Origin of the sequence: Micromonospora sp. 15K316 (assembly GCF_004348525.1) — a bacterium.
Classification (GTDB): Bacteria; Actinomycetota; Actinomycetes; order Mycobacteriales; family Micromonosporaceae; genus Micromonospora.
This window is the reverse complement of record NZ_SMKG01000047.1, coordinates 1-20,616: the sequence shown is the minus strand read 5'-3', so window position 1 is coordinate 20,616 and position 20,616 is coordinate 1. Positions and strand designations below refer to the sequence as shown.

Annotated in this window: 20 protein-coding genes; 9 read left to right on the top strand and 11 right to left on the bottom strand. The window is 72.5% G+C overall.

All coding sequences use genetic code 11. The features are described from left to right. Positions 1-61: 61 nt before the first annotated feature. From prcA to arc, 6 genes are all read right to left on the bottom strand, one after another. Positions 62-883 (bottom strand): proteasome subunit alpha, encoded by an 822-nt coding sequence (gene prcA, locus E1211_RS12625; RefSeq protein ID WP_132348686.1) that lies wholly within the window; start codon positions 881-883, stop codon positions 62-64. A gap of 58 nt (positions 884-941) precedes the next feature. After that, a complete protein-coding gene (gene prcB / locus E1211_RS12620; protein WP_207915351.1) occupies positions 942-1,781 on the bottom strand; it encodes a proteasome subunit beta in 840 nt (279 codons plus the stop codon). Then, positions 1,700-2,368 (bottom strand): endonuclease VII domain-containing protein, encoded by a 669-nt coding sequence (locus E1211_RS12615; RefSeq protein ID WP_132348682.1) that lies wholly within the window; start codon positions 2,366-2,368, stop codon positions 1,700-1,702. Before E1211_RS12615 ends, prcB begins: the two co-directional genes overlap by 82 nt. A 5-nt stretch (positions 2,369-2,373) precedes the next feature. Next, a complete protein-coding gene (locus E1211_RS12610) occupies positions 2,374-2,589 on the bottom strand; it encodes a ubiquitin-like protein Pup (RefSeq protein WP_132348680.1) in 216 nt (71 codons plus the stop codon). Positions 2,590-2,696: 107 nt separating this feature from the next. Next, positions 2,697-4,214: a depupylase/deamidase Dop gene (dop, locus tag E1211_RS12605; RefSeq protein ID WP_132348678.1), complete on the bottom strand. Its 1,518-nt coding sequence runs from the start codon at positions 4,212-4,214 to the stop codon at positions 2,697-2,699. A 241-nt stretch (positions 4,215-4,455) separates the two neighbouring features. Then, positions 4,456-6,237 (bottom strand): proteasome ATPase, encoded by a 1,782-nt coding sequence (gene arc / locus E1211_RS12600; RefSeq protein WP_132348676.1) that lies wholly within the window; start codon positions 6,235-6,237, stop codon positions 4,456-4,458. Between the two features lie 179 nt (positions 6,238-6,416). Between arc and E1211_RS12595 the strand changes: the two genes are divergently transcribed. Then, entirely contained in the window at positions 6,417-6,710 is a 294-nt protein-coding gene (locus tag E1211_RS12595) for a ferredoxin (RefSeq protein ID WP_132348712.1), read from the top strand. 95 nt (positions 6,711-6,805) lie between these two features. Here E1211_RS12595 and E1211_RS12590 read toward each other — a convergent pair whose 3' ends face one another. From E1211_RS12590 to E1211_RS12580, 3 genes are all read right to left on the bottom strand, one after another. After that, positions 6,806-7,378 (bottom strand): hypothetical protein, encoded by a 573-nt coding sequence (locus E1211_RS12590; protein ID WP_132348674.1) that lies wholly within the window; start codon positions 7,376-7,378, stop codon positions 6,806-6,808. A 78-nt stretch (positions 7,379-7,456) separates the two neighbouring features. Further along, positions 7,457-8,428, bottom strand: coding sequence for a tRNA (adenine-N1)-methyltransferase (locus E1211_RS12585; RefSeq protein ID WP_132348710.1), 972 nt, complete (start codon positions 8,426-8,428; stop codon positions 7,457-7,459). A 41-nt stretch (positions 8,429-8,469) separates the two neighbouring features. Next, on the bottom strand, positions 8,470-9,525 hold the full coding sequence (locus E1211_RS12580) for a M50 family metallopeptidase (RefSeq protein ID WP_243709516.1): 1,056 nt from the start codon (positions 9,523-9,525) through the stop codon (positions 8,470-8,472). 182 nt (positions 9,526-9,707) lie between these two features. On the opposite strand from E1211_RS12580, the gene E1211_RS12575 reads away from it, so the two are divergent. From E1211_RS12575 to E1211_RS12555, 5 genes are all read left to right on the top strand, one after another. Then, positions 9,708-10,625 (top strand): PD-(D/E)XK nuclease family protein, encoded by a 918-nt coding sequence (locus E1211_RS12575; RefSeq protein WP_132348670.1) that lies wholly within the window; start codon positions 9,708-9,710, stop codon positions 10,623-10,625. Positions 10,626-10,701: 76 nt separating this feature from the next. Continuing rightward, a complete protein-coding gene (locus E1211_RS12570) occupies positions 10,702-11,895 on the top strand; it encodes a sensor histidine kinase (RefSeq protein ID WP_132348668.1) in 1,194 nt (397 codons plus the stop codon). Positions 11,896-11,917: 22 nt separating this feature from the next. Further along, on the top strand, positions 11,918-12,598 hold the full coding sequence (locus E1211_RS12565) for a response regulator transcription factor (RefSeq protein WP_132348666.1): 681 nt from the start codon (positions 11,918-11,920) through the stop codon (positions 12,596-12,598). A 351-nt stretch (positions 12,599-12,949) separates the two neighbouring features. Continuing rightward, positions 12,950-13,717, top strand: a complete 768-nt coding sequence (locus E1211_RS12560) for an ABC transporter ATP-binding protein (RefSeq protein WP_132348654.1) — start codon at positions 12,950-12,952, stop codon at positions 13,715-13,717. Continuing rightward, positions 13,717-16,269 carry an ABC transporter permease gene (locus tag E1211_RS12555; protein ID WP_132348652.1) on the top strand — a complete coding sequence of 851 codons (2,553 nt, stop codon included), beginning with the start codon at positions 13,717-13,719 and terminating at the stop codon, positions 16,267-16,269. Before E1211_RS12560 ends, E1211_RS12555 begins: the two co-directional genes overlap by 1 nt. Before the next feature lie 95 nt (positions 16,270-16,364). On the opposite strand, the gene E1211_RS12550 is transcribed toward E1211_RS12555, so the two are convergent. Beyond that, positions 16,365-17,018, bottom strand: a complete 654-nt coding sequence (locus tag E1211_RS12550; RefSeq protein WP_132348708.1) for an HAD family phosphatase — start codon at positions 17,016-17,018, stop codon at positions 16,365-16,367. 171 nt (positions 17,019-17,189) lie between these two features. Further along, the gene (locus E1211_RS12545) at positions 17,190-17,933 is read right to left on the bottom strand and encodes a neutral zinc metallopeptidase (protein ID WP_132348650.1); all 744 of its coding nucleotides are present in this window, start codon (positions 17,931-17,933) and stop codon (positions 17,190-17,192) included. A gap of 115 nt (positions 17,934-18,048) precedes the next feature. On the opposite strand from E1211_RS12545, the gene E1211_RS12540 reads away from it, so the two are divergent. The 3 genes from E1211_RS12540 to E1211_RS12530 all read left to right on the top strand — a co-directional run bounded on the left by E1211_RS12540 (position 18,049) and on the right by E1211_RS12530 (position 20,588). After that, positions 18,049-18,858 (top strand): class I SAM-dependent methyltransferase, encoded by an 810-nt coding sequence (locus tag E1211_RS12540; protein WP_132348648.1) that lies wholly within the window; start codon positions 18,049-18,051, stop codon positions 18,856-18,858. Positions 18,859-18,953: 95 nt separating this feature from the next. Continuing rightward, a complete protein-coding gene (locus E1211_RS12535; RefSeq protein WP_233564850.1) occupies positions 18,954-19,346 on the top strand; it encodes a YciI family protein in 393 nt (130 codons plus the stop codon). 3 nt (positions 19,347-19,349) lie between these two features. Continuing rightward, a complete protein-coding gene (locus E1211_RS12530; protein WP_132348646.1) occupies positions 19,350-20,588 on the top strand; it encodes an RNA polymerase sigma factor in 1,239 nt (412 codons plus the stop codon). Positions 20,589-20,616: the final 28 nt, after the last annotated feature.

The following is a 20,616-nucleotide window of genomic DNA, read 5'->3' as shown; positions in this document are numbered from 1 at the left end:
CCGCAGGGGCGGTGGAGCCGGCCGGCGACGTGGCTTCAGGCCGTACGGCGCGGGCCGCCGCTCAGGACTCGCCCTCTGGCTCCCGGCGCTCCAGGTCGGCCGAGGCGGCGGACGTGGTCGGCTTGTGCGCCTCCCCCGTCGGCACCGTCGGCGTCTGCGGGCCGCCCGCCGGCTCCTCGGCCGCGCCGCCGTCGAGCAGAGCGGTCAGCGGGGCCCCGGTGATCCGGCGGAACGTACGGCCGATCCGGCGCCGGTCGAGGACCGCCACCTCCAGCTGGTTGGCCGCGATGGTCCGGGCGGCGCCGCCCTCACCACCGACGCTGCTCAACGCCTTCACGGCCGCCTTGACCGCCTCGGCGAGCGTCATGTCCGGCCGGTGCTCCGACTTGAGCACCCCGGTGATCGCCTCCGCCTGGCCACCCATCGCCATCCGGCCCGGCTCGTCGTTGACCGAGCCGTCGTACGTGAGCCGGTAGAGCTCGTCGTCGTCGGGCGTCGTGCCGACCTCCGCCACGCAGATCTCCACCTCGAACGGCTTCGACTGCTCGGTGAAGATGGCGCCCAGGGTCTGCGCGAAGGCGTTCGCCAGGGCCCGGCCGGTGACGTCGCGCCGGTCGTAGGAGAGCCCGTTCAGGTCGGCCATCCGTACGCCGGCCCGGCGCAGGTTCTCGAACTCGTTGTAGCGGCCCACGGCCGCGAAGCCGATCCGGTCGTAGATCTCACTGACCTTGTGCAGGGCGCTGGAGAGGTTCTCGGCGACGAAGAGCACCCCGCCCTCGTAGGACAGGACCACCGCGCTGCGCCCGCGGGCGATGCCCTTGCGGGCCAGCTCGGAGCGGTCGCGCATGATCTGCTCGGGCGAGGCGTAGAACTGCATGGCCACGGCGGCTGGTTCTCCTTAGCGCTGTGCGAGACGACTGCTGACGAATGCGGACGGCCGGTCAGCCGCCCGGGTTCTCCATCCGGCCGGAGACCACGGCCTCCGCGATCGCCGCGGTCTCCGCGTCGGTGAGCCGGTGCGTGCCCTCCGCGGTCGCGGTCATCACCACGGGGTAGATGCGGCGGGTCAGGTCGGGACCGCCGGTCGCCGTGTCGTCGTCGGCGGCGTCGTAGAGCGCCTCGACCGCGAGCTTGATGGCGTCGTCGATCGAGAGCCCGGTCCGGAAGCGCTTCTTGAGCGCGGACTTGGCGAACAACGAGCCGGAGCCGATGGCGTCGTAGCCGGTCTCCTCGTACGGGCCGCCGGTCACGTCGAAGCTGAAGATCCGACCGGCCCTCGCCGGGTCCGCGGCGGCCAGGTCGAAGCCGGCGAAGAGCGGGATCACCGCGAGCCCCTGCATGGCGGCGCCGAGGTTGCCCCGGATCATCGAGGCGAGCCGGTTGGCCTTGCCGTCGAGCGAGAGCATCGCGCCCTCGATCTTCTCGTAGTGCTCCAGCTCCACCTGGAACAGCCGCATCAGCTCGATGCCGATACCGGCGGTGCCGGCGATGCCGACCAGCGAGTACGCGTCGGCCGGGTGCACCTTCTCGATGTCCCGCTGCGCGATCAGGTTGCCCATCGTGGCCCGCCGGTCGCCCGCCATCACGACGCCCCCGTCGGCGGCGATCGCCACGATGGTGGTCGCGTGCGGCGCCATGTCGGCGGCCATGCCCGGGGGAAGCGGCCGCCTCCCGGGCAGCATCTCGGGTGCCACCTTGCTCAGGAACGCCGTGAAGGAGGACGTCCCCGCGTTGGTGAACACATCTGGTAGACGCCCGGATGGATCAAAACCCGCTGCCACGTGGTTCCTCTCAGGTACGTGATCGCCCTGGCCAGCCGCTCGGGACTGTCCCGGAACTGGCCAAGACCACCGTTGCAGTTGAAGCAGAGTATCCCGCGCACCCACCCGGTGCGATGATCGTGGTCCAGATGTTCCGGATCGGGGGTACCGCAGACGGCGCACACCCCACCTTGCTCGGTCAGGAGTTCATCGAACTCCTTCTGCCCGACGCCGTACCGCCGCCGCAGGTGGTACTCCCGATTGCCGCCGTAGAGCCGCTGGGCGGTCTCTTTGCCCCGCGCGTTGTGGCAGGGCTTGCAGTAGCTGTGCCGCCCACTTGCCTTGTTGGTCCGCGGGAAGTCCTCAAGAGGCTTGACCTGATTGCAGTCCGGACACCACTTCATGTCGTCGGGGACCGGCACCGAGGCCTTTTTCTGCGGTCCGATCCCGCGCTTGCGACGGCTCGCCTCAGAGCGAGCCGCCGCGCAAGTCTTGCAGTAGTAGGCGAGCCCGTCGATTCGTCGTCGGTTTCGATGAAACTCTGCCGCGGACAACGTTCGCTCGCACTGGGGGCACTTCTTGCCCGACCCGCTGGACGAATCGGACATTTACCTCATTCCCCCCCTTTCTGCACGTATCCTCTCACGAACTCCTCGGCGTTCTCTTCGAGGACGGAATCGATCTCGTCGAGCAGGTCGTCGACGTCCTCGGTGATCTCGGCGTGCCGCTCGGCGACCTCCGGGTTCGCCTCGGCCGTGACGTCCTCGATCTCCTCGTTCTGGCGGGACTTGCCCGACTGCGACTGACCGCCGCTGTCACGAGTGGCCATCTGCTGCCTCCTCCAACGATCTCTTGCGAGAAACTTACCTCGCGCGGGCGACGAAAAGCCCGCCGCGCGCCGTAGTCGACGCGCGGCGGGCTCCTCCGCGATCCGGGTCAGCCGCCGGTCAACGTCTCCAGCAGGTCCTTGGCGCTGGCACACCTGTCGAAGAGCGCGCCGACGTGCTTACGGGTGCCCCGCTCCGGCTCCATCATCGGCACCCGTACCAGTGACTCGCGGCCCACGTCGAAGATGACCGAGTCCCAGCTGGCCGCGACCACCTCCGAGGCGTACTGCGCGAGACAGCGGCCACGGAAGTAGGCCCGCGTGTCCTCCGGCGGCTCGGTCATGGCGGTACGGGTCTCCTCGTCGCTGAGCAGCGTCTTCATCGCGCCCCGGGAGACCAGACGGTGGTAGAGGCCCTTCTCCGGCCGGACGTCGGAGTACTGCAGGTCGACCAGCTGGAGCTTGTGCGCGCCCCAGCCGAGTTTCTCCCGCTCCTGGTAGCCGTGGAGCAGCCGCAGCTTCGCCACCCAGTCCAGCTCGTCGGCGCAGAGCATCGCGTCCCGGCCGAGCCGGTCCAGCACGCTCTCCCAGCGGGCCAGCACGTCCGCGGTCTGGGCGTCCACGTCGTCGCCGTAGCGGTCGTCGACAAAGGACCGCACGCGCTCGTGGTACGCCCACTGCACGTCCAGCGCCGTGAGCCGCCGCCCGTCGCGCATCCGCATCAGGTGGGTGAGCGACGGGTCGTGGCTGACCGCCCGCAGCTCGTTGACCGGGTCGGCGATGCCCAGGTCGGGGCCGAGCGCCTTCTCCTCGATCATGGTGAGGATCAGCGCGGTGGTGCCGACCTTCAGGTAGGTGGAGATTTCGGAGAGGTTCGCGTCACCGATGATGACGTGCAGCCGCCGGTACTTGTCCGCGTCCGCGTGCGGCTCGTCGCGGGTGTTGATGATCGGCCGCTTGAGCGTGGTCTCCAGGCCCACCTCGACCTCGAAGAAGTCGGCCCGCTGCGAGATCTGGAAGCCGTTCTGGCTGCCGTCCTGGCCGATGCCCACCCGTCCGGCGCCGCAGACGATCTGCCGGGTGACGAAGAACGGGGTCAGGTACGCGACGATGTCCGCGAACGGCGTCTGCCGCCGCATCAGGTAGTTCTCGTGCGCACCGTAGCTGGCGCCCTTGTTGTCGGTGTTGTTCTTGTAGAGGTGGATCGGCTGGGTGCCGGGGATGGTGGCCGCCCGCCGGGACGCCTCCGCCATCACCCGCTCGCCGGCCTTGTCCCAGCGCACCACGTCCAGCGGATTGGTCACCTCCGGAGTGGAGTACTCCGGGTGCGCGTGGTCGACGTAGAGGCGCGCGCCGTTGGTCAGTATGACGTTGGCGAGCCCCAGGTCCTCGTCGGCGAGGGCCTCCGCGGGGTCGTAGGCGGCGCCGGAGTAGGTGAAGCCCCGCGCGTCGCGCAGCGGCGACTCCTCCTCGTAGTCCCAGCGGGCGCGGCCACCGCGGTTGAGTTCCGGACGCGCCCCGTAGGCGTTCACCACCTGCGAGGAGGTCACCATCGGGTTGGCTCCGGCCTGACCGGGCACGGAGATGCCGTACTCGACCTCGGTGCCCATGATCCGTCGTACGCTCATCGACCTGTTCGCTCCGCTCGCCCGTCCGGTCCCCCGTCCCGTCGAGCGTAGTCGGCCACACGGCGTACGGGGGCGTGGCAGAGGTTGCGCCGTGCGCAAATGGCGGGGAGGGTCCGCCACCACCGGGCTCGCCGGGTCTCGCAGGTCCGGCCGGGAGCGGACGCGGCGGTGGGACCGGGTGCGGCGAACGACGGGGCCCGGGGCGTACGCCACCCCGGGCCCCGTCGTCTCGCGCTGCCGGTCAGAGGTACTGGCCGGTGTTGCTGGCGGTCTCGATGGACCGTCCGGCCTCGGCGCCCTTGCCGCCGGAGACGAGCGTGCGGATGTAGACGATCCGCTCGCCCTTCTTGCCGGAGATGCGGGCCCAGTCGTCCGGGTTCGTGGTGTTGGGCAGGTCCTCGTTCTCCCGGAACTCGTCGACGCAGGCGTCGAGCAGGTGCTGCAGTCGCAGCCCCTTGCGGCCGGAGGTGAGGAACTCCTTGATGGCCATCTTCTTGCCCCGGTCGACGATGTTCTGGATCATCGCGCCGGAGTTGAAGTCCTTGAAGTAGAGGACTTCCTTGTCGCCGTTGGCGTAGGTGACCTCGAGGAAGCGGTTCTCCTCGGTCTCGGAGTACATCCGCAGCACGACCGCGTCGATCATCGCCGCCACGGTGGCCTGTGCGTCACCGCCGTGCTCGGTCAGGTCGTCGGCGTGCAGCGGCAGGCCCGAGAGGATGTACTTGGAGAAGATGTCCTTGGCCGCCTCGGCGTCCGGCCGCTCGATCTTGATTTTCACGTCGAGCCGGCCGGGACGCAGGATGGCCGGGTCGATCATGTCCTCCCGGTTGGAGGCGCCGATGACGATGACGTTCTCCAGGCCCTCCACACCGTCGATCTCGCTGAGCAGCTGCGGGACGATGGTGTTCTCGACGTCCGAGGAGACACCGGAGCCGCGGGTGCGGAAGACCGAGTCCATCTCGTCGAAGAACACGATCACCGGGGTGCCCTCGCCGGCCTTCTCCCGCGCCCGCTGGAAGATCAGCCGGATGTGCCGCTCGGTCTCGCCGACGTACTTGTTGAGCAGCTCCGGGCCCTTGATGTTGAGGAAGAAGCTGGTGTGCTTCTCCTCGCCCCGCCGCTCGGCGATCTTCTTGGCCAGCGAGTTGGCCACCGCCTTGGCGATCAGCGTCTTGCCGCAGCCGGGCGGACCGTAGAGCAGGATCCCCTTGGGCGGTCGGAGCTGGTGCTCCCGGAACAGGTCGGCGTGCAGGAAGGGCAGCTCCACCGCGTCGCGGATCTGCTCGATCTGCGCCTGGAGGCCACCGATGTCGGTGTAGTCGACGTCGGGCACCTCCTCCAGGACCAGCTCCTCGACCTCGCTCTTCGGGATCCGCTCGTACGCGTACGCCGAACGGGGCTCGATCATGAGCGAGTCGCCGGCCCGGATCGACGAGCCGATCAGGCTCTCGGCGAGGTGCACGATGCGCTCCTCGTCGGAGTGGGAGACCACCAGCGCCCGGTCACCGGGACCGCCGCCGGGGCTCTCCAGCACCTCCTTGAGCATGACCACCTCGCCGACCCGCTCGTAGCCGAACGCGTCCACGATGTTGAGCGCGTCGTTGAGCAGGACCTCCTGGCCGCGCCGCAGTTCGGCGACGTCCAGCGACGGCGACACCGCGACGCGCAGCTTGCGGCCGCCGGTGAAGACGTCGACGGTACCGTCGTCGTGCCGGGCCAGGAACACTCCGTAACCGCTCGGTGGTTGGGCGAGGCGGTCGATCTCCTCCTTGAGCGTCACGATCTGCGCGCGAGCCTCCTTGAGGGTGCTCACGAGCCGTTCGTTGTTCTCGGTCAGCCGCGCCAACTGCGCCTGGGTGGCGGCCAGCCGCTCCTCGAGCTGCCGGACGTGTCGGGGGCCTTCGGTCAACTTGCGCCGCACCAGGGCGAGTTCCTCTTGAAGGAACGCGACCTGCGTGGAGAGATCGTGGGCCTCCTTCTCCCACCGTGCGGCGCGCGAGTCCGCGTCGTCGCTGCGTGCCACGTCCCACCTCCCCGGGGGGCTTGAACGTTCTGCCCTAACACTAGCCGCTATGAGCCCGATTCGGTCCCGCGCAACGCCCCTGTCACTGAACCTTGATCGCGACGGGTGGGTGATCGGGACCGGTGCGGCCGTTCGGGTACCGTCGGGGCGTGGGACGGGAGAACATGGGGGGTGCACCGGTGACCGAGGTCGCGACGGACCAGCTTCAGGTCTGGGTGGACCAGGATCTCTGCACCGGCGACGGGCTCTGCGTGCAGTACGCGCCGGACGTCTTCGAGTTCGACGTCGACGGGCTGGCCTACGTCAAGGGCTCCGACGGTGAGCTGCTGCAGGCCCCCGGCAGCCGCGTCGACGTACCGGAACACCTGCGCCTCGAGGTGATCGACTCGGCGAAGGAGTGCCCGGGCGAGTGCATCCACGTGCTGCGCGCCGGCGACGGCGTCGCGGTGGCCGGCCCCGACGCCGAGGACTGAGCAGGTGACGCGAGCTGCCCGGCGGCGCGCCGCCGGGCAGCTCGTCGTTTCGGCCGGCGCCGGAGGCGGTCACAGCATCGGCCGGCGACGGGCGGTCAGAGCATCGGCCGGCCGACGACCGAGGCGACCAGCCGGGCGAACTCCTCCAGCCGGGCGATCTGCCCGGCGCCGCCGTCGTCGAGGGTCTTGCCGAACCGCAGCGCGTCGTGCCGGGGCGCGCCGACCACCTCCTCGGGTGGCGGCGCCTCGTCGAGCGAGGTGAGCAGCAGGTAGACGTCGATGCTGTCGACGCGGACCTGACCGTTCTCCGAGCGGGTGAGCCGCCGGCGGCAGCCGACCTCGGTGACCGTGGAGACCGGCACCACCCGCAACGACGAGGTCATCGACCCGGCCGGCCCCTCACCCGGCGGCACGTCCTCGCCGTGCCAGAGGATCAGCCGGCTGCCGTCGCAGACGACGACCTCCTGCCACACTCCGTTGACCTCGTTGACGAACCGTTCCAGCGTGAAGCCGAGCACCGACGCGCCGCGCAGCACCCCGCCGAGCGCCTCCAGGGCGATGTCCGGGTCCCGCAGGTAGGCCCGCGCCGCCGACTCCAGATCCTGGTAGGGCGACCAGTCCGGGAAGACCGCTGGCAGGTCACCGCCGCCGTAGCCCGGGCTGCTCATGCCGCGTCCTCCCTCTGGTCGACGCCCCCGTGAACCGTTCGCGCGCCGGACGACCGTCCGCTCATGCCAGGCCGCCCGTCACGGCGTGTCCATCTCCTCCGCTGCGTCAGGCCCGGTGACCGCTGTCCGGGCGGCCGCCTGCCGGGCGGCCTCCGCCTCCCGCAGCACCTGGCGGCGCTGGACGTACGCCTCGGTGCCCTTGCTCGGCTTGCGCCGCCGCGGCGGCGCGGTGACACCGGGGGCGAGCTTGCGGGCGGAGACCAGGAACGCGGTGTGGGCGACCATCCGGTGGTCCGGGCGGACGGCGAGGCCCTCGGCGTGCCAGTCGCGCACCAGCGACTCCCAGGCCCGGGGCTCGGTCCAACCGCCCCGCTCGCGCAGCGCCTCCACCAGTTCGGACAGCTGCGGGGTGGTGGCCACGTAGCCGATGAACACCCCGCCGGGCAGCAGCGCCCGCTCGACCATGTCGAGGGTCTCCCAGGGGGTGAGCATGTCGAGGATGATCCGGTCGAAGCCGGTCTCCCGGCACTCGGCCACGTCGCCGACGTGCAGGTTCCACGCCGGGTGCGGGCCGTTGAAGAACGACTCCACGTTGCGGCGGGCGATCTGCGCGAAGTCCTCGCGCACCTCGTACGAGTGCAGTTCCCCCTCGGCGCCGACCGCCCGCAGCAGCGAGCAGCTGAGCGCGCCGGAGCCGGCGCCGGCCTCGAGCACCTTGGCGCCGGGGAAGATGTCGCCCATCGCCACGATCTGCGCCGAGTCCTTCGGGTAGATGACCTGGGCGCCGCGGGGCATGGAGAGCACGTAGTCGGCGAGCAGCGGGCGCAGGGCGAGGAACGCGGTGCCGCCACCGGTGGTGGTGACCACGCTGCCGTCGGGCTGACCGATGAGCGCGTCGTGGTCGAGGATGCCGCGGTGGGTGTGGAAGGCCTTGCCGGGCTCCAGGGTGATGGTGTGCATCCGCCCCTTCGGGTCGGTCAGCTGCACCCGGTCGCCGACCTGGAAGGGGCCCCGGCGGGCCGGGGCCGGCCCGGGACGGTCGGCGGGCACCGGGGCGCCCGGGTCGGCCGGGACGGCGGAGGGAGTTGCGCTCACGTGTTCATCTTCCGGTCGGGTTCGAGGAGCTTGGCGAGATCCGCGATGTGCAGAACGCCGACGACATCTTCGCCTGAGGTCACCACGTACCGTGCGCCCGGGTGGGTCTGCACGGCCTCCATGACGTGTTCCCCGTCGAGCCCGACGGGGAGGGCGGGCAGCGCGGAGAGCGACCGCGAGACCGCGTCGACCGCGAGCCAGGGTCGACGCTCGACGGGCACCGCCGCCACGTCGGCCGGGTCGACCAGGCCGACGGGCCGACCGGTGCTGTCGGTGACGAGCAGCGCCGCCCCGGTCCGGGCCTCCTCGGCTCGGCGCTGCGCCTCGGCGAGCGGGGTGCCGGTCGGCACCGGCCAGACCGGCCGGGCCAGGCGGGCCAGGTCGATCAACGGGAAACGTCGGCTGACCTTCGCGTACCGGATCGACTGGCCGGCGCCACGCCACAGGGTGAACGCGACCAGCAGCATCAGCGGCAACGCCAGCGGGGCCAGCCGGTGGGTGAGGGTGAGCGCGGCGACCAGGGCGGCGGTCCCGGCCGCCACGATCCGCCCCACCCAGCCGGCCACCTCGGTGCCCCGGTGCCGGTCGCGGGTCACCGCCCAGACGGCGGCGCGCAGCGCCCGCCCGCCGTCGAGCGGCAGGCCGGGCAGGGCGTTGAAGACCGCGACGATCACGTTGCTCACCGCGAGCTGGAACGCGAGCTGGTTGGCGACGGTGTGGTCGGGCAGGGCGAGGGTGACCGCGACGGCCACCGCGCCGAGGACCGCGGAGACCGCCGGGCCGGCCAGCGACACCAGCAGGTCGACGCGGGGCGACGGGGCGTCGCGGTCCATCTCCGTGTAGCCGCCGAGCAGTTCGAGGGTGATTCCCCGCACGCCGATGCCGTAGCGGCGGGCGGTGAGGGCGTGGCCGAGTTCGTGCAGCAGCACGGAGCCGAGCAGGGACACCACGAACCCGACGCCGATGACGTACCCGCTGAGCTGCGACAGGGCGAGCTGATTCCGGGCGAACTCGGCGTACAGGACGGTCACCAGCAGGGCGAGCAGGAGCATCGAGCCGTTGAGGTGTAGCGGCACGCCGAACACCCGTCCCACGGTCAGGGCGAGGCTGCCGCGGGGCCGACGTTTCGGCCGGGACGTCTGCTCCATCGGGTCGATGCTACGGACTGCGGCTGAGACGGCGCGCGGGACGGCGGGCGCGGAAGGTGTCACACCGGTGCCCTAATCTTCCGGACATGACGGCGGATCCGGTGACCACCCGACAGCCCACGGCCACGGCGGGGGCGCCGGCGACAGTGCGGGCGTCGTTGTCCCCGTCACGGGCGGCGGATTTCAAGACCTGTCCGCTGCTCTACCGGTTCCGCAGCATCGACCGCCTGCCGGAGCGGCCCACGGTCGAACAGGCCCGGGGCACGCTGGTGCACGCGGTGCTGGAGCGCCTCTTCGACCTGCCCGCGGCCGGGCGCCACCCGGACGCCGCCGGCGACCTGGTCGCCCCCCAGTGGGACCGGCTGGTCACCGAGCAGCCGGAGCTGGCCGGGCTGTTCCCCGGCGACGGTGACCCTGCCGACCTCGCCGAGTTCCTCCGGTCGGCGGCGGCGCTGCTCGATGGCTACTTCGCGGTGGAGGATCCGCGCCGGCTGGAGCCGGCCGAGCGGGAGAGCCTGATCTCGGCAGTGGTCGACGACGAGCTGCTGATCCGGGGTTACCTCGACCGGCTCGACGTCGCGCCGGACGGCGCGCTGCGGGTGGTCGACTACAAGACCGGCGGCGCGCCGCGGGAGGCGTTCGAGGCGCGGGCCCTGTTCCAGCTGAAGTTCTACGCGCTCGTGCTGTGGCGTACCCGGGGAGTGGTCCCGCGGGTGCTGCGCCTGCTCTACCTGCGCGACGCGGAGGTCTGCGACTACACCCCCGACGCCGAGGAGCTGCTCCGGTTCGAGCGGACCGTGGTGGCGTTGTGGCGGGCGATCGAGCAGGCCACCGAGCAGCAGGATTTCCGGCCCCGGCCGAGCCGTCTCTGCGACTGGTGCAGTCACCAGGCGCTCTGCCCGAGCTTCGGCGGCACACCTCCGCCGTTTCCGGCACACGCGGCGCGCGCCGATCCGCTGCTCGACGCGCGGTCCCGGCCCGCGCAGCCCGGGGCGGACGAGTGATTCTCCTCCCCTGGGAGGAGAATCGGCTCGTCTTCGGCGACGATCAGCGCCGCCGGAAGGCGGCTAGCGTCGCGGTATGACCGAGCGCCCGTGGCTGGTGCTGCGCCGGCACCCGCTCGCCGCCGACGCGCTCCTCGCCGCCGCTCTGGTGGCGATGGAGCTGGTGTTCGCGCTGATCACGCCGCGCGAGCTCTGGTCGCGGTCGCTGCCGGTGACGGTGGTGTGGAGCGTGGCGTGCGCGGCGCCGCTGGTGCTGCGCCGGGTCGCGCCCTGGCCGGCGATCGGCGCGGCGGTGGCCACGCTGGGGCTCCCGGCGGTGACCGGGCTGGGCGCCGGCGTGCAGGGGCTGACGTTCGCCGTGCTGACGTTCACGGTGGCGGCGCGGTGGCCGGCCCGCCGCGCGGCGCTCGCCGCCGTCGTGCTGTGGGTGCCGGTGGCGGTGGCCAATCTGGTCGCGCCGGTCGACGGCCTGCTCGCCGTCAGCCCGACTCTGCTGGTGCTGAACAACCTGCTGGTGGGGCTGCTGTCGTACGCGGTGGGCCGGGTGGTGCAGGCCCGCCAGGCGGCCAACCGGGCGCTGCGGGAGCGGGCCCGGGTGGCCGAGGAGCGGCAGCGGACCCTGGCGGAGCAGGCGGTCGCCGACGAGCGCCGCCGCATCGCCCGGGAGCTGCACGACGTGGTGGCGCACCACGTGAGCGTGATGGGTGTGCTGGCCACCGGGGCGCGGCGGGTGCTGCGCCGTGACCCGGACGCGGCCGACGAGGCCATCGGCACCATCGAGGAGACCGGCCGGGCCACCCTGCGGGAGCTGCGCCGACTGCTGGACGTGCTGCGGACCGACGCGGAGCCGGACGCCGACCTCACCCCGCAGCCGGGGCTCGCGGGCATCGAGGCCCTGACCGACCAGGTACGCGACGCGGGCCTGCCGGTGACGCTCCGCGTCGACGGTGATCCGGTGGTGGTGGAGGAGGGCGTGGCGCTGGCGATCTACCGGATCGTGCAGGAGGCGTTGACCAACGCGCTCAAGCACGCCGGCGCGGCGACCGCCGAGGTACGGATCGGCTACGACGGGGCCGCCGTGGTGGTGGAGGTCGTCGACGACGGGCGGGGGCCGGCTCCCGGCTCGCCCGGCGTGGGGCACGGTCTGGTGGGCATGCGGGAGCGGGTCGGGCTCTACGGTGGTGTCCTACAGGCCGGTGCGCGGTCGGGCGGCGGCTTCCGGGTCTGCGCGAGGATTCCGGTGGAGCAGCCGGGGCCGGTGCCGGCGTGACGGCGTGGGGCAGGAGGACGGGATGACCGATCGGACGTCACGGCCGGTGCGTGTCCTGCTCGTCGACGACCAGCCGCTGCTGCGTACCGGCTTCCGGATGGTGCTCGGCGCCGAGGAGGACCTGGACGTCGTCGCCGAGGCCGGTGACGGCGTGGAGGCGGTGGAGCTGTCCCGCCGGCTGCTGCCCGACGTGGTGCTGATGGACATCCGGATGCCGCGGATGGACGGGGTGGCGGCCACCCGCGCGATCGTCGACGCCCGCCTCCCCGTGCGTGTGCTGATTCTCACCACCTTCGACCTCGACGAGTACGTGGTGGGGGCGCTGCGCGCCGGGGCCAGCGGCTTCCTGGCCAAGGACGTGCCCGCCGAGGACCTGGTCACGGCGATCCGCACGGTGGCGGCCGGGGAGGCGGTGGTGGCGCCGCGCATCCTGAAGCGGCTGCTGGACCGGTTCGCCGACGTGCTGCCCGACCCGTCGGCCGCGCCGCCGCGTTCGCTGGCCGCGCTGACCGAGCGGGAGCGGGAGGTGCTGGTGCAGGTCGCCCGTGGGTTGTCCAACTCCGAGATCGCCGCCGAGTTGTCGGTGAGCGAGACCACGATCAAGACCCACGTCGGGCACGTCCTGACCAAGCTGGGGCTGCGCGACCGGGTGCAGGCCGTGGTGCTGGCGTACGAGACGGGTCTCGTACGCCCCCGGGGGTAGCGCGCGGCTCCGGCTACTCCCTCCGGCGTACCGGAAGATCCCCCCTCGGCGCGAGGTAGCTTTTGCCGTCGTCACCTACCGTGACCGCAGGCGGCTCGACTGGGTTGACCCTCACGCGGCGTCAACCCATAGCGTCGGGCCTGGCTGCTCGGCGACGGCGACGCACCGTGGTCGGTCAGCGCGGGCTCAGGGGCAACCCTGAGTCGGAATGGGGGGCACCCGCAGCGCGGAAATCCGCAACGGGTCCGACCAAGGTCGGAGAAAACCGGGGCGACGAACGCGGAGGATGAGACTGCCGCGCCGAATCCAGCGGGGGGCGGCGCGGACGGACCAACGACAGAGGGAGAAGACGTGACCGCGACGGTAGGCCGGCAGGCGCAGGCCGCGGCCCGGGCGAACGACGTGTGGAAGGTGTACGGCAGCGGCGAGGCGCAGGTCGTCGCGCTGCGGGGGGTCAGTGCCGAGTTCGAACAGGGCCGCTTCACCGCGATCATGGGCCCGTCGGGGTCCGGCAAGTCGACGCTCATGCACTGCCTGGCGGGGCTGGACTCGGTGACCCGGGGGACGGTGTCGATCGGCGACACCACGGTCACCGGACTGGGCGACGCCGGGCTGACCAAGCTGCGCCGGGACAAAGTGGGCTTCATCTTCCAGCAGTTCAACCTGCTGCCCACCCTCAGCGCCAAGGAGAACATCCTGCTGCCGTTGTCGATCGCCGGGCGCAAGCCCGACCCGGCCTGGTACGACATCGTGATCGACACCGTGGGGCTGCGGGACCGGCTGGACCACCGTCCGGCGCAGCTCTCCGGCGGGCAGCAGCAGCGGGTGGCGTGCGCCCGGGCGCTGGTCTCCCGCCCCGAGGTGATCTTCGCGGACGAGCCGACGGGTAACCTCGACTCCCGCGCCGGCGCGGAGGTGCTGAACTTCCTGCGCAACTCGGTACGCGAGCACGGGCAGACCATCGTCATGGTCACCCACGACCCGACCGCCGCCGCGTACGCCGACCGGGTGGTGTTCCTGGCCGACGGGCAGATCGTGTCGGAGCTGATCGAGCCGACCGCCGACACCGTGCTGGACACGATGAAGAAGCTGGACGCCTCGGCCGAGGTGAACGGCTGATGTTCCGGGCGACACTGAAGAGCCTGCTGGGACGCAAGCTGCGGCTCACCCTCTCCGGGCTGGCGGTCGTCCTGGGCGTGATGTTCGTCTCCGGGGCGTTCGTGCTGACCGACACCCTCGGCCGCACCTTCGACGCGATCTTCGCCGACGCGTACGAGGGGGTGGACGTCAACGTCGCGGCCAAGCCGAAGATCGCGATGTCGGAGATGGAGGGCGAGCAGGCGCCGCCGCCGTTCCCGGCGAGCACTGTCGAGAAGGTCCGCGCGGTGCCCGGGGTCGCGGAGGCGACCGGCGTGGTCGCGATCGACGGGGCCCGGCTGATCGGCAGCAACGGCAAGGCCGTCGCCTCCTTCGGTCCGCCGCAGCTGGGCGAGAACTGGACCGGCGAGACGGACCTGATCCAGCTGCGCGAGGGACGCGGCGCGAAGGCCGCCGACGAGATCGTCATCAACAAGGGGCTCGCCGACGCGGGCAAGGTGAAGCTCGGTGACCGGGTCGGGGTGCTCACCCCGCTGGAGCCGAAGCAGCAGTTCACCATCGTCGGGATCTTCGGTTACAGCGGCGGCCGGGACTCCATCGGCGGCTCCAACGAGATCATGTTCACCACGCCGGTGGCGCAGCGGCTCATGCTCGGCGAGCCCGACACGTTCAACAGCGTGAGTGTGAAGGCGGCCGACGGCGTCTCACCCGAGTCGCTGCGCGACTCCGTGGCGAGCGCGGTGGGCGGCGGCTACGACGTGAAGACCGGCAAGCAGTTGTCGGAGGAGGCGGCGGCGGGCTTCAAGGAGGCCCTGTCGTTCTTCAACCGGATCCTGCTCGGCTTCGCGGCCGTGGCGCTGCTGGTCGGCACGTTCCTGATCCTCAACACCTTCTCGATCATCGTGGCGCAGCGCACTCGTGAGCTGGCGCTGATGCGGGCCATCGGGGCCAGCCGGCGGCAGATGATCGGCTCCGTGGTGCTGGAGGCGATCGCGGTCGGCCTGATCGCCTCGGTGCTCGGCCTGGGCGCCGGCATCGGCATCGGCGCGCTGCTCGCCTGGGCGTTCGGGAACCTGGCCGGCGGCCTCACCCTCGCCGGGCTCGGCATACCGGCCAGCGCCGTGATCAGCGCGTTCGCGGTCGGCCTGGTCATCACCGTGGTGGCGGCGTTGCTGCCGGCGCTGCGGGCCTCACGGATCCCACCGATCGCGGCGATGCAGGACGTGGCGACGCCGGACCGCCCGCTGACCCGGATCACGGTCACCGGCGGCGTGGTCAGCGCGGTCGGCGCGGTGCTGCTCTTCCTCGGCCTCTCCGGCAACGCCGGGGGCAACACGCTGGTCACGATCCTGGGCGGGGTGCTGTTCGCGTTCATCGGTGTCGCGTTGCTGACCCCGCTAATCAGCCGGCCGGTGGTGAGCCTGCTCGGGGCGATCTTCGCCTGGTCGGTGCCGGGGAAGCTGGGGCGGCTGAACTCGGGACGCAACCCGCGCCGCACCGCCATCACCGCCGCCGCCCTCATGGTCGGCATCGCCCTGGTCACCGGCGTGACGGTGATCCTGGATTCGGCCAAGAGCAGCATCAGCGGCCTCGCCCAGGACACCATCAAGGCCGAGCTGGTCATCGCCGGGGTGCAGAGCGGCCCGCGGCCGCCGACGTTCGACCCGGCGGTGCTGGAGAAGGCCGCGGCGATCCCCGGCGTCCAGTTGGTCGACGGCGAGTACGGCGACCTGGCCGTGGTCGGTGGGGAACGCACCTGGGTCGCCGCGAGCAGCGACGACGCCGCGCTGCGGCAGATCTTCGGGGTGCAGCCGACCGCCGGTGACATCGACCGGCTCGGGCCGAACCAGATGCTGGTCAGCACGGACACCGCCGAGGACCGTGGGCTCTCGGTCGGCTCGACCGTGCCGGTGCAGCTGGCCCGCGGCGAGCCGAGCACGTACACGGTCACCGGCATCTACGGCAGCAGCCAGCTCACCAACGGGGTCATTCTCCCGGCGGAGGCCGCCCGCGACTTCGCCATCCCGCAGCCGATCCAGGGCTTCATCCAGCTCGCCCCCGGCATCCGGGTCGCCGACGTGCAGCCGCAGGTCGAGGCGCTGCTCGCCGACTCCCCCGAGGTGTCGGTGGCCGACCGGGACGCGTTCATCGAGCAGCAGGCCGGTCAGGTCGACGGGCTGCTCACGATGATCCAGATCCTGCTGGCGCTGGCCATCGTGATCGCGGTCCTCGGCATCGTCAACACCCTGGCGCTGTCGGTGCTGGAACGCACCCGCGAGCTGGGGCTGCTGCGGGCCATCGGGCTACGCCGGGCGCAGACCATGCGGATGATCACCGTCGAGGCGGTGGTGATCTCGGTCTTCGGCGCGCTGCTCGGTGTGGTCGTCGGCGCCGGCCTGGGCGCCGCCGTGGTCGAGGCGCTGAAGGACGAGGGCATCACCGACCTGGTCCTGCCGTGGACGCAGATCGGGGTCGCCCTCGGGCTCGCCGCGATCGTGGGCGTGGTCGCGGCGATCCTGCCCGCGGCTCGGGCCGCCCGGATCAACGTGCTGGGCGCGATCGCCCACGACTGATCCGACGACGGGTGCCCGGCGGCCGGCGCCGTGGGGCACCCGTCACCGATCCGGCACCCGTGGGGGCCGCGCCGAACCGCGCGGCCCCACGAACGTCAGCGGCCGGCGGTCCGCGCGCCGAGCAGCGCGGCGAGGAACTCCAGGTCCACGGCGGCCAGGCTCTCCAGCTGGTGTACGCCGTCGGTCGCCGGCAGCGGCACCTCGGCCGGTACGGCCAGCACGGCGGCGCCGGCGGCCAGGGCACTGGCCACCCCCGTGGCCGAGTCCTCGATCGCCACGCACCGCTCGATCGGCACCCCCAGCAGCCGGGCGGCGGTCAGGTACGGCTCCGGGTGCGGCTTCGCCGCGACCACTTCGTCGCCGCAGACCACCACGTCGAAGTTCTCCCGTCCCAGGGTCTCCAGGGCCACCTCCACCAGCGGACGGCCGCTGGAGGTGACCAGGGCGGTCGGGATGCCGGCCGCGCGTACCGCCGTCAGCAGGGCCATCGCGCCCGGCCGCCAGCTCAGCCCGGTGCGGAACAGCTCCAGGATCCGGGCGTCGATCCAGTCGGCGCTGACCTGCAGATCCCGCTCCGGCTGGCCGAGGTCCTCGTGCAGGATGCGCATCGAGTCGGCCATCACGGTGCCGACGATCGCCCGGCGCGCGTCGTCGGAGAGCGTCCCGCCGTAGACGGCGGCGAGCTCCTGCAACGCGACGTCCCAGAGCTTCTCGCTGTCGACCAGGGTGCCGTCCATGTCGAAGAGCACGGCGGCGGGATGACGGCTGGTGTGCGGATCGTCCAGGGACATGGCCGGATCCTCTCAGGGGCACGCCGGGCCGATCGCCCCGGTGCCCGCCCGGGTGACGCACGCAATCGCGCGACCCGCCGGGCCCCGGCCGCCGACGGCGCGTACCCGCGGGTCGGGTGTTCCCGGCGGTCAGCCGAGATCGCAGGCGGCCAGCGACCGCTCGTAGCCGTTGAAGAACGACTCCGTCCGCTGCTCGGCGGTGCCGTGCGAACCCTCCGCGAACCAGGGCTGGTCGGGGTCGTCGCCGACCGCCGCCAACCCCTCCCGGAACTCCTCCAGGTCACCCTCGCCGAGGGTGAGGGCGCGCGACCGCACCGAGTCGCCGAGGTACGCCCCGGCCATGCAGTCGGCCTGCAGCTCCTGCTGGATCGTGAAGTCGTAGCGGATGCCGAGGCGCACCTGGATGCCGTGCGCGTACTCGTGGCCGAGCAGGTAGAACACGAACGCGTCGCCGACCTGCCGGAACGCGGCCACCGACCAGGCGACGTCGTAGGCGATGAAGTCGCCCTGCGAGCAGTAGACGGCGTTGTTGCGCGGCAGCGCCTGCCCGCCGCAGGAGACCTCCCCCGCCCGCTGGTAGGGAATGATCCGCCGAATCGGCCGGAACCCCTCCCCCGACGCCCGGAACTGGGCCGCCCAGTACCGCTCGGCGACGGCCTGCGCGTCGGCGACGTCCTGGGCGAACTCCTCGACGCTGGTGGTGCCGTCGGCGCGGGTCGCGGCCGTACCCGGCGCCGCCGTCGGCTCCCCGGGCGCCGGTTCGCCGCCCTGCGGATCGCTCACTCCTCCGACGAAGCAGCCACCGGCCGCGACGAGGGCCACCAGCAGCCCCGCCAGCGGCCCTCGGAACCGACCTGTCGACCGTCTGTCCACATCGCCCTCCCCGGCAGCGTGCTCGCGCACGCGATACCCCGACGGTACGTGCGCCATGCGCGCCGGGAGGCAGCACGGCACCCCACTGGGGAGTCGCGAGGTTAGGGTCGCTTCGATGACGACCTTCGACCATCACGAACGCGAACGGTGGGCCGGGCGCGCCGAGGCGTACACCCGTAGCTTCGGCCGGCTCTGCGCGTACCCGGCGCAGGCCCTGCTGGACGCGGCGCAGGTGGCCGCCGGTGCCCGGGTGCTGGACGTCGGCACCGGGCCGGGCACCGTGGCGGCGCTCGCCGCCGCGCGCGGCGCGGCCGTGACCGCCGTGGACGCCGAGGCCAGCATGATCGTCTGGGCCCGCGCCCTCCGCGCGGAGGGTCGGTTCGCGCGGGCCGCGCTGCCGCTGCTGCCCTTCGCCACCGGCGCCTTCGACGCCGCGGTGGCGAACTTCGTGATCAACCACGTCGGCGACCCGCGCGCCGCCGTGACGGAGCTACGTCGGGTGGTACGCCCCGGCGGCCAGGTGGCGGTCACCATCTGGCCGCATCCCCTGCCGCCGCTGCAACGGCTCTGGCGGCAGGCCTACGAGGCTGCCGGTGGACCACCTCGACTGGACCTGCCGCAGGTCGCCGCCGAGCGGAACTTCGACCGTACGCCGGAGGGGCTGACCGGGCTGCTGCGTGGCGCGGGGCTGGACGCGGTGCGGTGCGAGACGCTCTCCTGGGTGCACCGCACCGACCCAGAGCAGTGGTGGGCCGGACCGGAGGCCGGCATCGGGCAGCTCGGGCTGCTGCTCGACGGCGCGCCGGCCGATCTCCGTCGGCGCTCCCGCGACGCCTACGACCGGCTCACCGACCGGTACCGCGGTCCGGACGGGCAGCTCGGCCTACCCACCGCGGCCCTGGTCGCGGCAGGCCGGACGCGATGACCCGGGGCAGAGTGTCCGGAACCGGCGGGCCGCTTCGACGTCTCCGGTGAGCGGCGCCGCACCGGCGTCGGCGGAAGGAGCAGACCGTGAAGTACATGATCCTCCTGTACGGCTCGCAGCAGGACTACGACGTGCTCAGCGGGCAGCCGGGCGACCGCCCCGCCATGACCCCCGAGCAGGTCGCGGCGATGCACGCGCACATGGAGAAGGTCCACCAGGCGCTCGTCGACTCCGGCGAGCTGGTCGACGCCCAGGGGCTCAGCGCGCCGGTGCACGCCCGCCGGGTCCAGGTCGACGGCGGGCTGCCGGTGGTGACCGACGGCCCGTACCCGGAGACGCAGGAGGTGCTCGCCGGCTACACGATCGTGGAGTGCGCCAGCTTCGACCGGGCCACCGAGATCGCGTCCGGGTTTGTGAACCCCGACGCCCCCGGCGAGTACGTCGACGTGCGCCCCGTGCTCGACGGCGTCGAGGACCTGGCCGGCTGACCGGTGCCCGAGCCGCGTGTCGAGGAGCTGCTGCGTCGGCTGGCGCCGCAGGTCCTCGGCGCGCTCGTGCGCCGCTACGGCCACTTCGACACCGCCGAGGACGCCACCCAGGAGGCGCTGATCGCCGCGGCGACCGGCTGGCCACGTGACGGCGTACCGGAGAACCCCCGCGCCTGGCTGATCGCCGTGGCGGCCCGCCGGCTCACCGACCTGCTCCGTCGGGAGCAGGCACGGGCCCGGCGGGAGGACCTGGTCGCGCGCTGGGTGCTGCCCGCCGACCGGGTGGCGCCGGCCGCGGACCGGCCGCCCGACGACGGGGACGACAGCCTGATCCTGCTCTTCCTCTGCTGCCACCCGGCGCTCGCCCCCGCCGCGCAGATCGCGCTGACGCTGCGCGCCGTCGGTGGGCTCAGCACCGCCGAGGTGGCGCGGGCGTTCCTGGTCCCGGAGGCGACCATGGCCCGGCGGATCAGCCGCGGAAAACAGCGGATCCGCGACAGCGGCGTGCCGTTCCGGATGCCGACCGGCGTCGAGCGCCGCGAGCGGCTCGCCGTCGTCCTGCACGTGCTCTACCTGATCTTCAACGAGGGGTACACGCGCACGGCCGGCCCGGGTCTGCTCCGCGCCGACCTGGCGGCCGAGGCGATCCGGCTGGCCCGGCTGGTGCACCGGCTCCTGCCGGACGAACCCGAGGTGGCCGGGTTGCTGGCGCTGATGCTGCTCACCGACGCGCGAGCGCCGGCCCGGATCGGCCCGCACGGCGTGCTCGTCCCGATGGCCGAGCAGGACCGCAGCCGCTGGAAGACCGACCAGATCGCCGAGGGCGTCGCCCTGATCACCGCCGCGCTCCCCCGCGGGCCGGTCGGGCCGTACCAGCTGCAGGCGGCCGTCGCCGCCGTGCACGACGAGGCGCCGAGCGCCGCCGAGACCGACTGGGCGCAGATCACCGCGCTCTACGAGGTGCTGCGAGACGTCACCGACAGCCCGGTGGTGGCGCTCAACCACGCGGTGGCGGTGGCCATGAGCCGGGGTGCGTCCGCCGGGCTGGCCCTGCTCGACGGACTCGCCGCCGACAGCCGGCTCGCCGGTGATCCCCGGCTGCCCGCCGCCCGGGCGCACCTGCTGGAGCTGCTCGGTGACCGGGCCGCCGCCGAGGTGGCCTACCGGACGGCGGCCGCCCGGTCGACGAACCTCGCCCAGCAGCGCTACCTGCACTCTCGCGCCAACCGCCTCACCGACTGACCCCGCTCCCGCCTCGCTTCGCCTGCCC

Bases quoted from the DNA above. Each gene is read 5' to 3' on its own strand.
- E1211_RS12535 (WP_233564850.1), top strand. From the start codon at position 18,954: ATGATCCTCCTGTACGGCTCGCAGCAGGACTACGACGTGCTCAGCGGG.
- E1211_RS12580 (WP_243709516.1), bottom strand. From the start codon at position 9,525: ATGCTCCTGCTCGCCCTGCTGGTGACCGTCCTGTACGCCGAGTTCGCC.
- dop (WP_132348678.1), bottom strand. From the start codon at position 4,214: ATGAGCGTACGACGGATCATGGGCACCGAGGTCGAGTACGGCATCTCC.
- E1211_RS12540 (WP_132348648.1), top strand. From the start codon at position 18,049: ATGACGACCTTCGACCATCACGAACGCGAACGGTGGGCCGGGCGCGCC.
- E1211_RS12575 (WP_132348670.1), top strand. From the start codon at position 9,708: ATGACGGCGGATCCGGTGACCACCCGACAGCCCACGGCCACGGCGGGG.
- E1211_RS12610 (WP_132348680.1), bottom strand. From the start codon at position 2,589: ATGGCCACTCGTGACAGCGGCGGTCAGTCGCAGTCGGGCAAGTCCCGC.
- E1211_RS12590 (WP_132348674.1), bottom strand. From the start codon at position 7,378: ATGAGCAGCCCGGGCTACGGCGGCGGTGACCTGCCAGCGGTCTTCCCG.
- E1211_RS12555 (WP_132348652.1), top strand. From the start codon at position 13,717: ATGTTCCGGGCGACACTGAAGAGCCTGCTGGGACGCAAGCTGCGGCTC.
- E1211_RS12615 (WP_132348682.1), bottom strand. From the start codon at position 2,368: ATGTCCGATTCGTCCAGCGGGTCGGGCAAGAAGTGCCCCCAGTGCGAG.
- E1211_RS12570 (WP_132348668.1), top strand. From the start codon at position 10,702: ATGACCGAGCGCCCGTGGCTGGTGCTGCGCCGGCACCCGCTCGCCGCC.
- E1211_RS12565 (WP_132348666.1), top strand. From the start codon at position 11,918: ATGACCGATCGGACGTCACGGCCGGTGCGTGTCCTGCTCGTCGACGAC.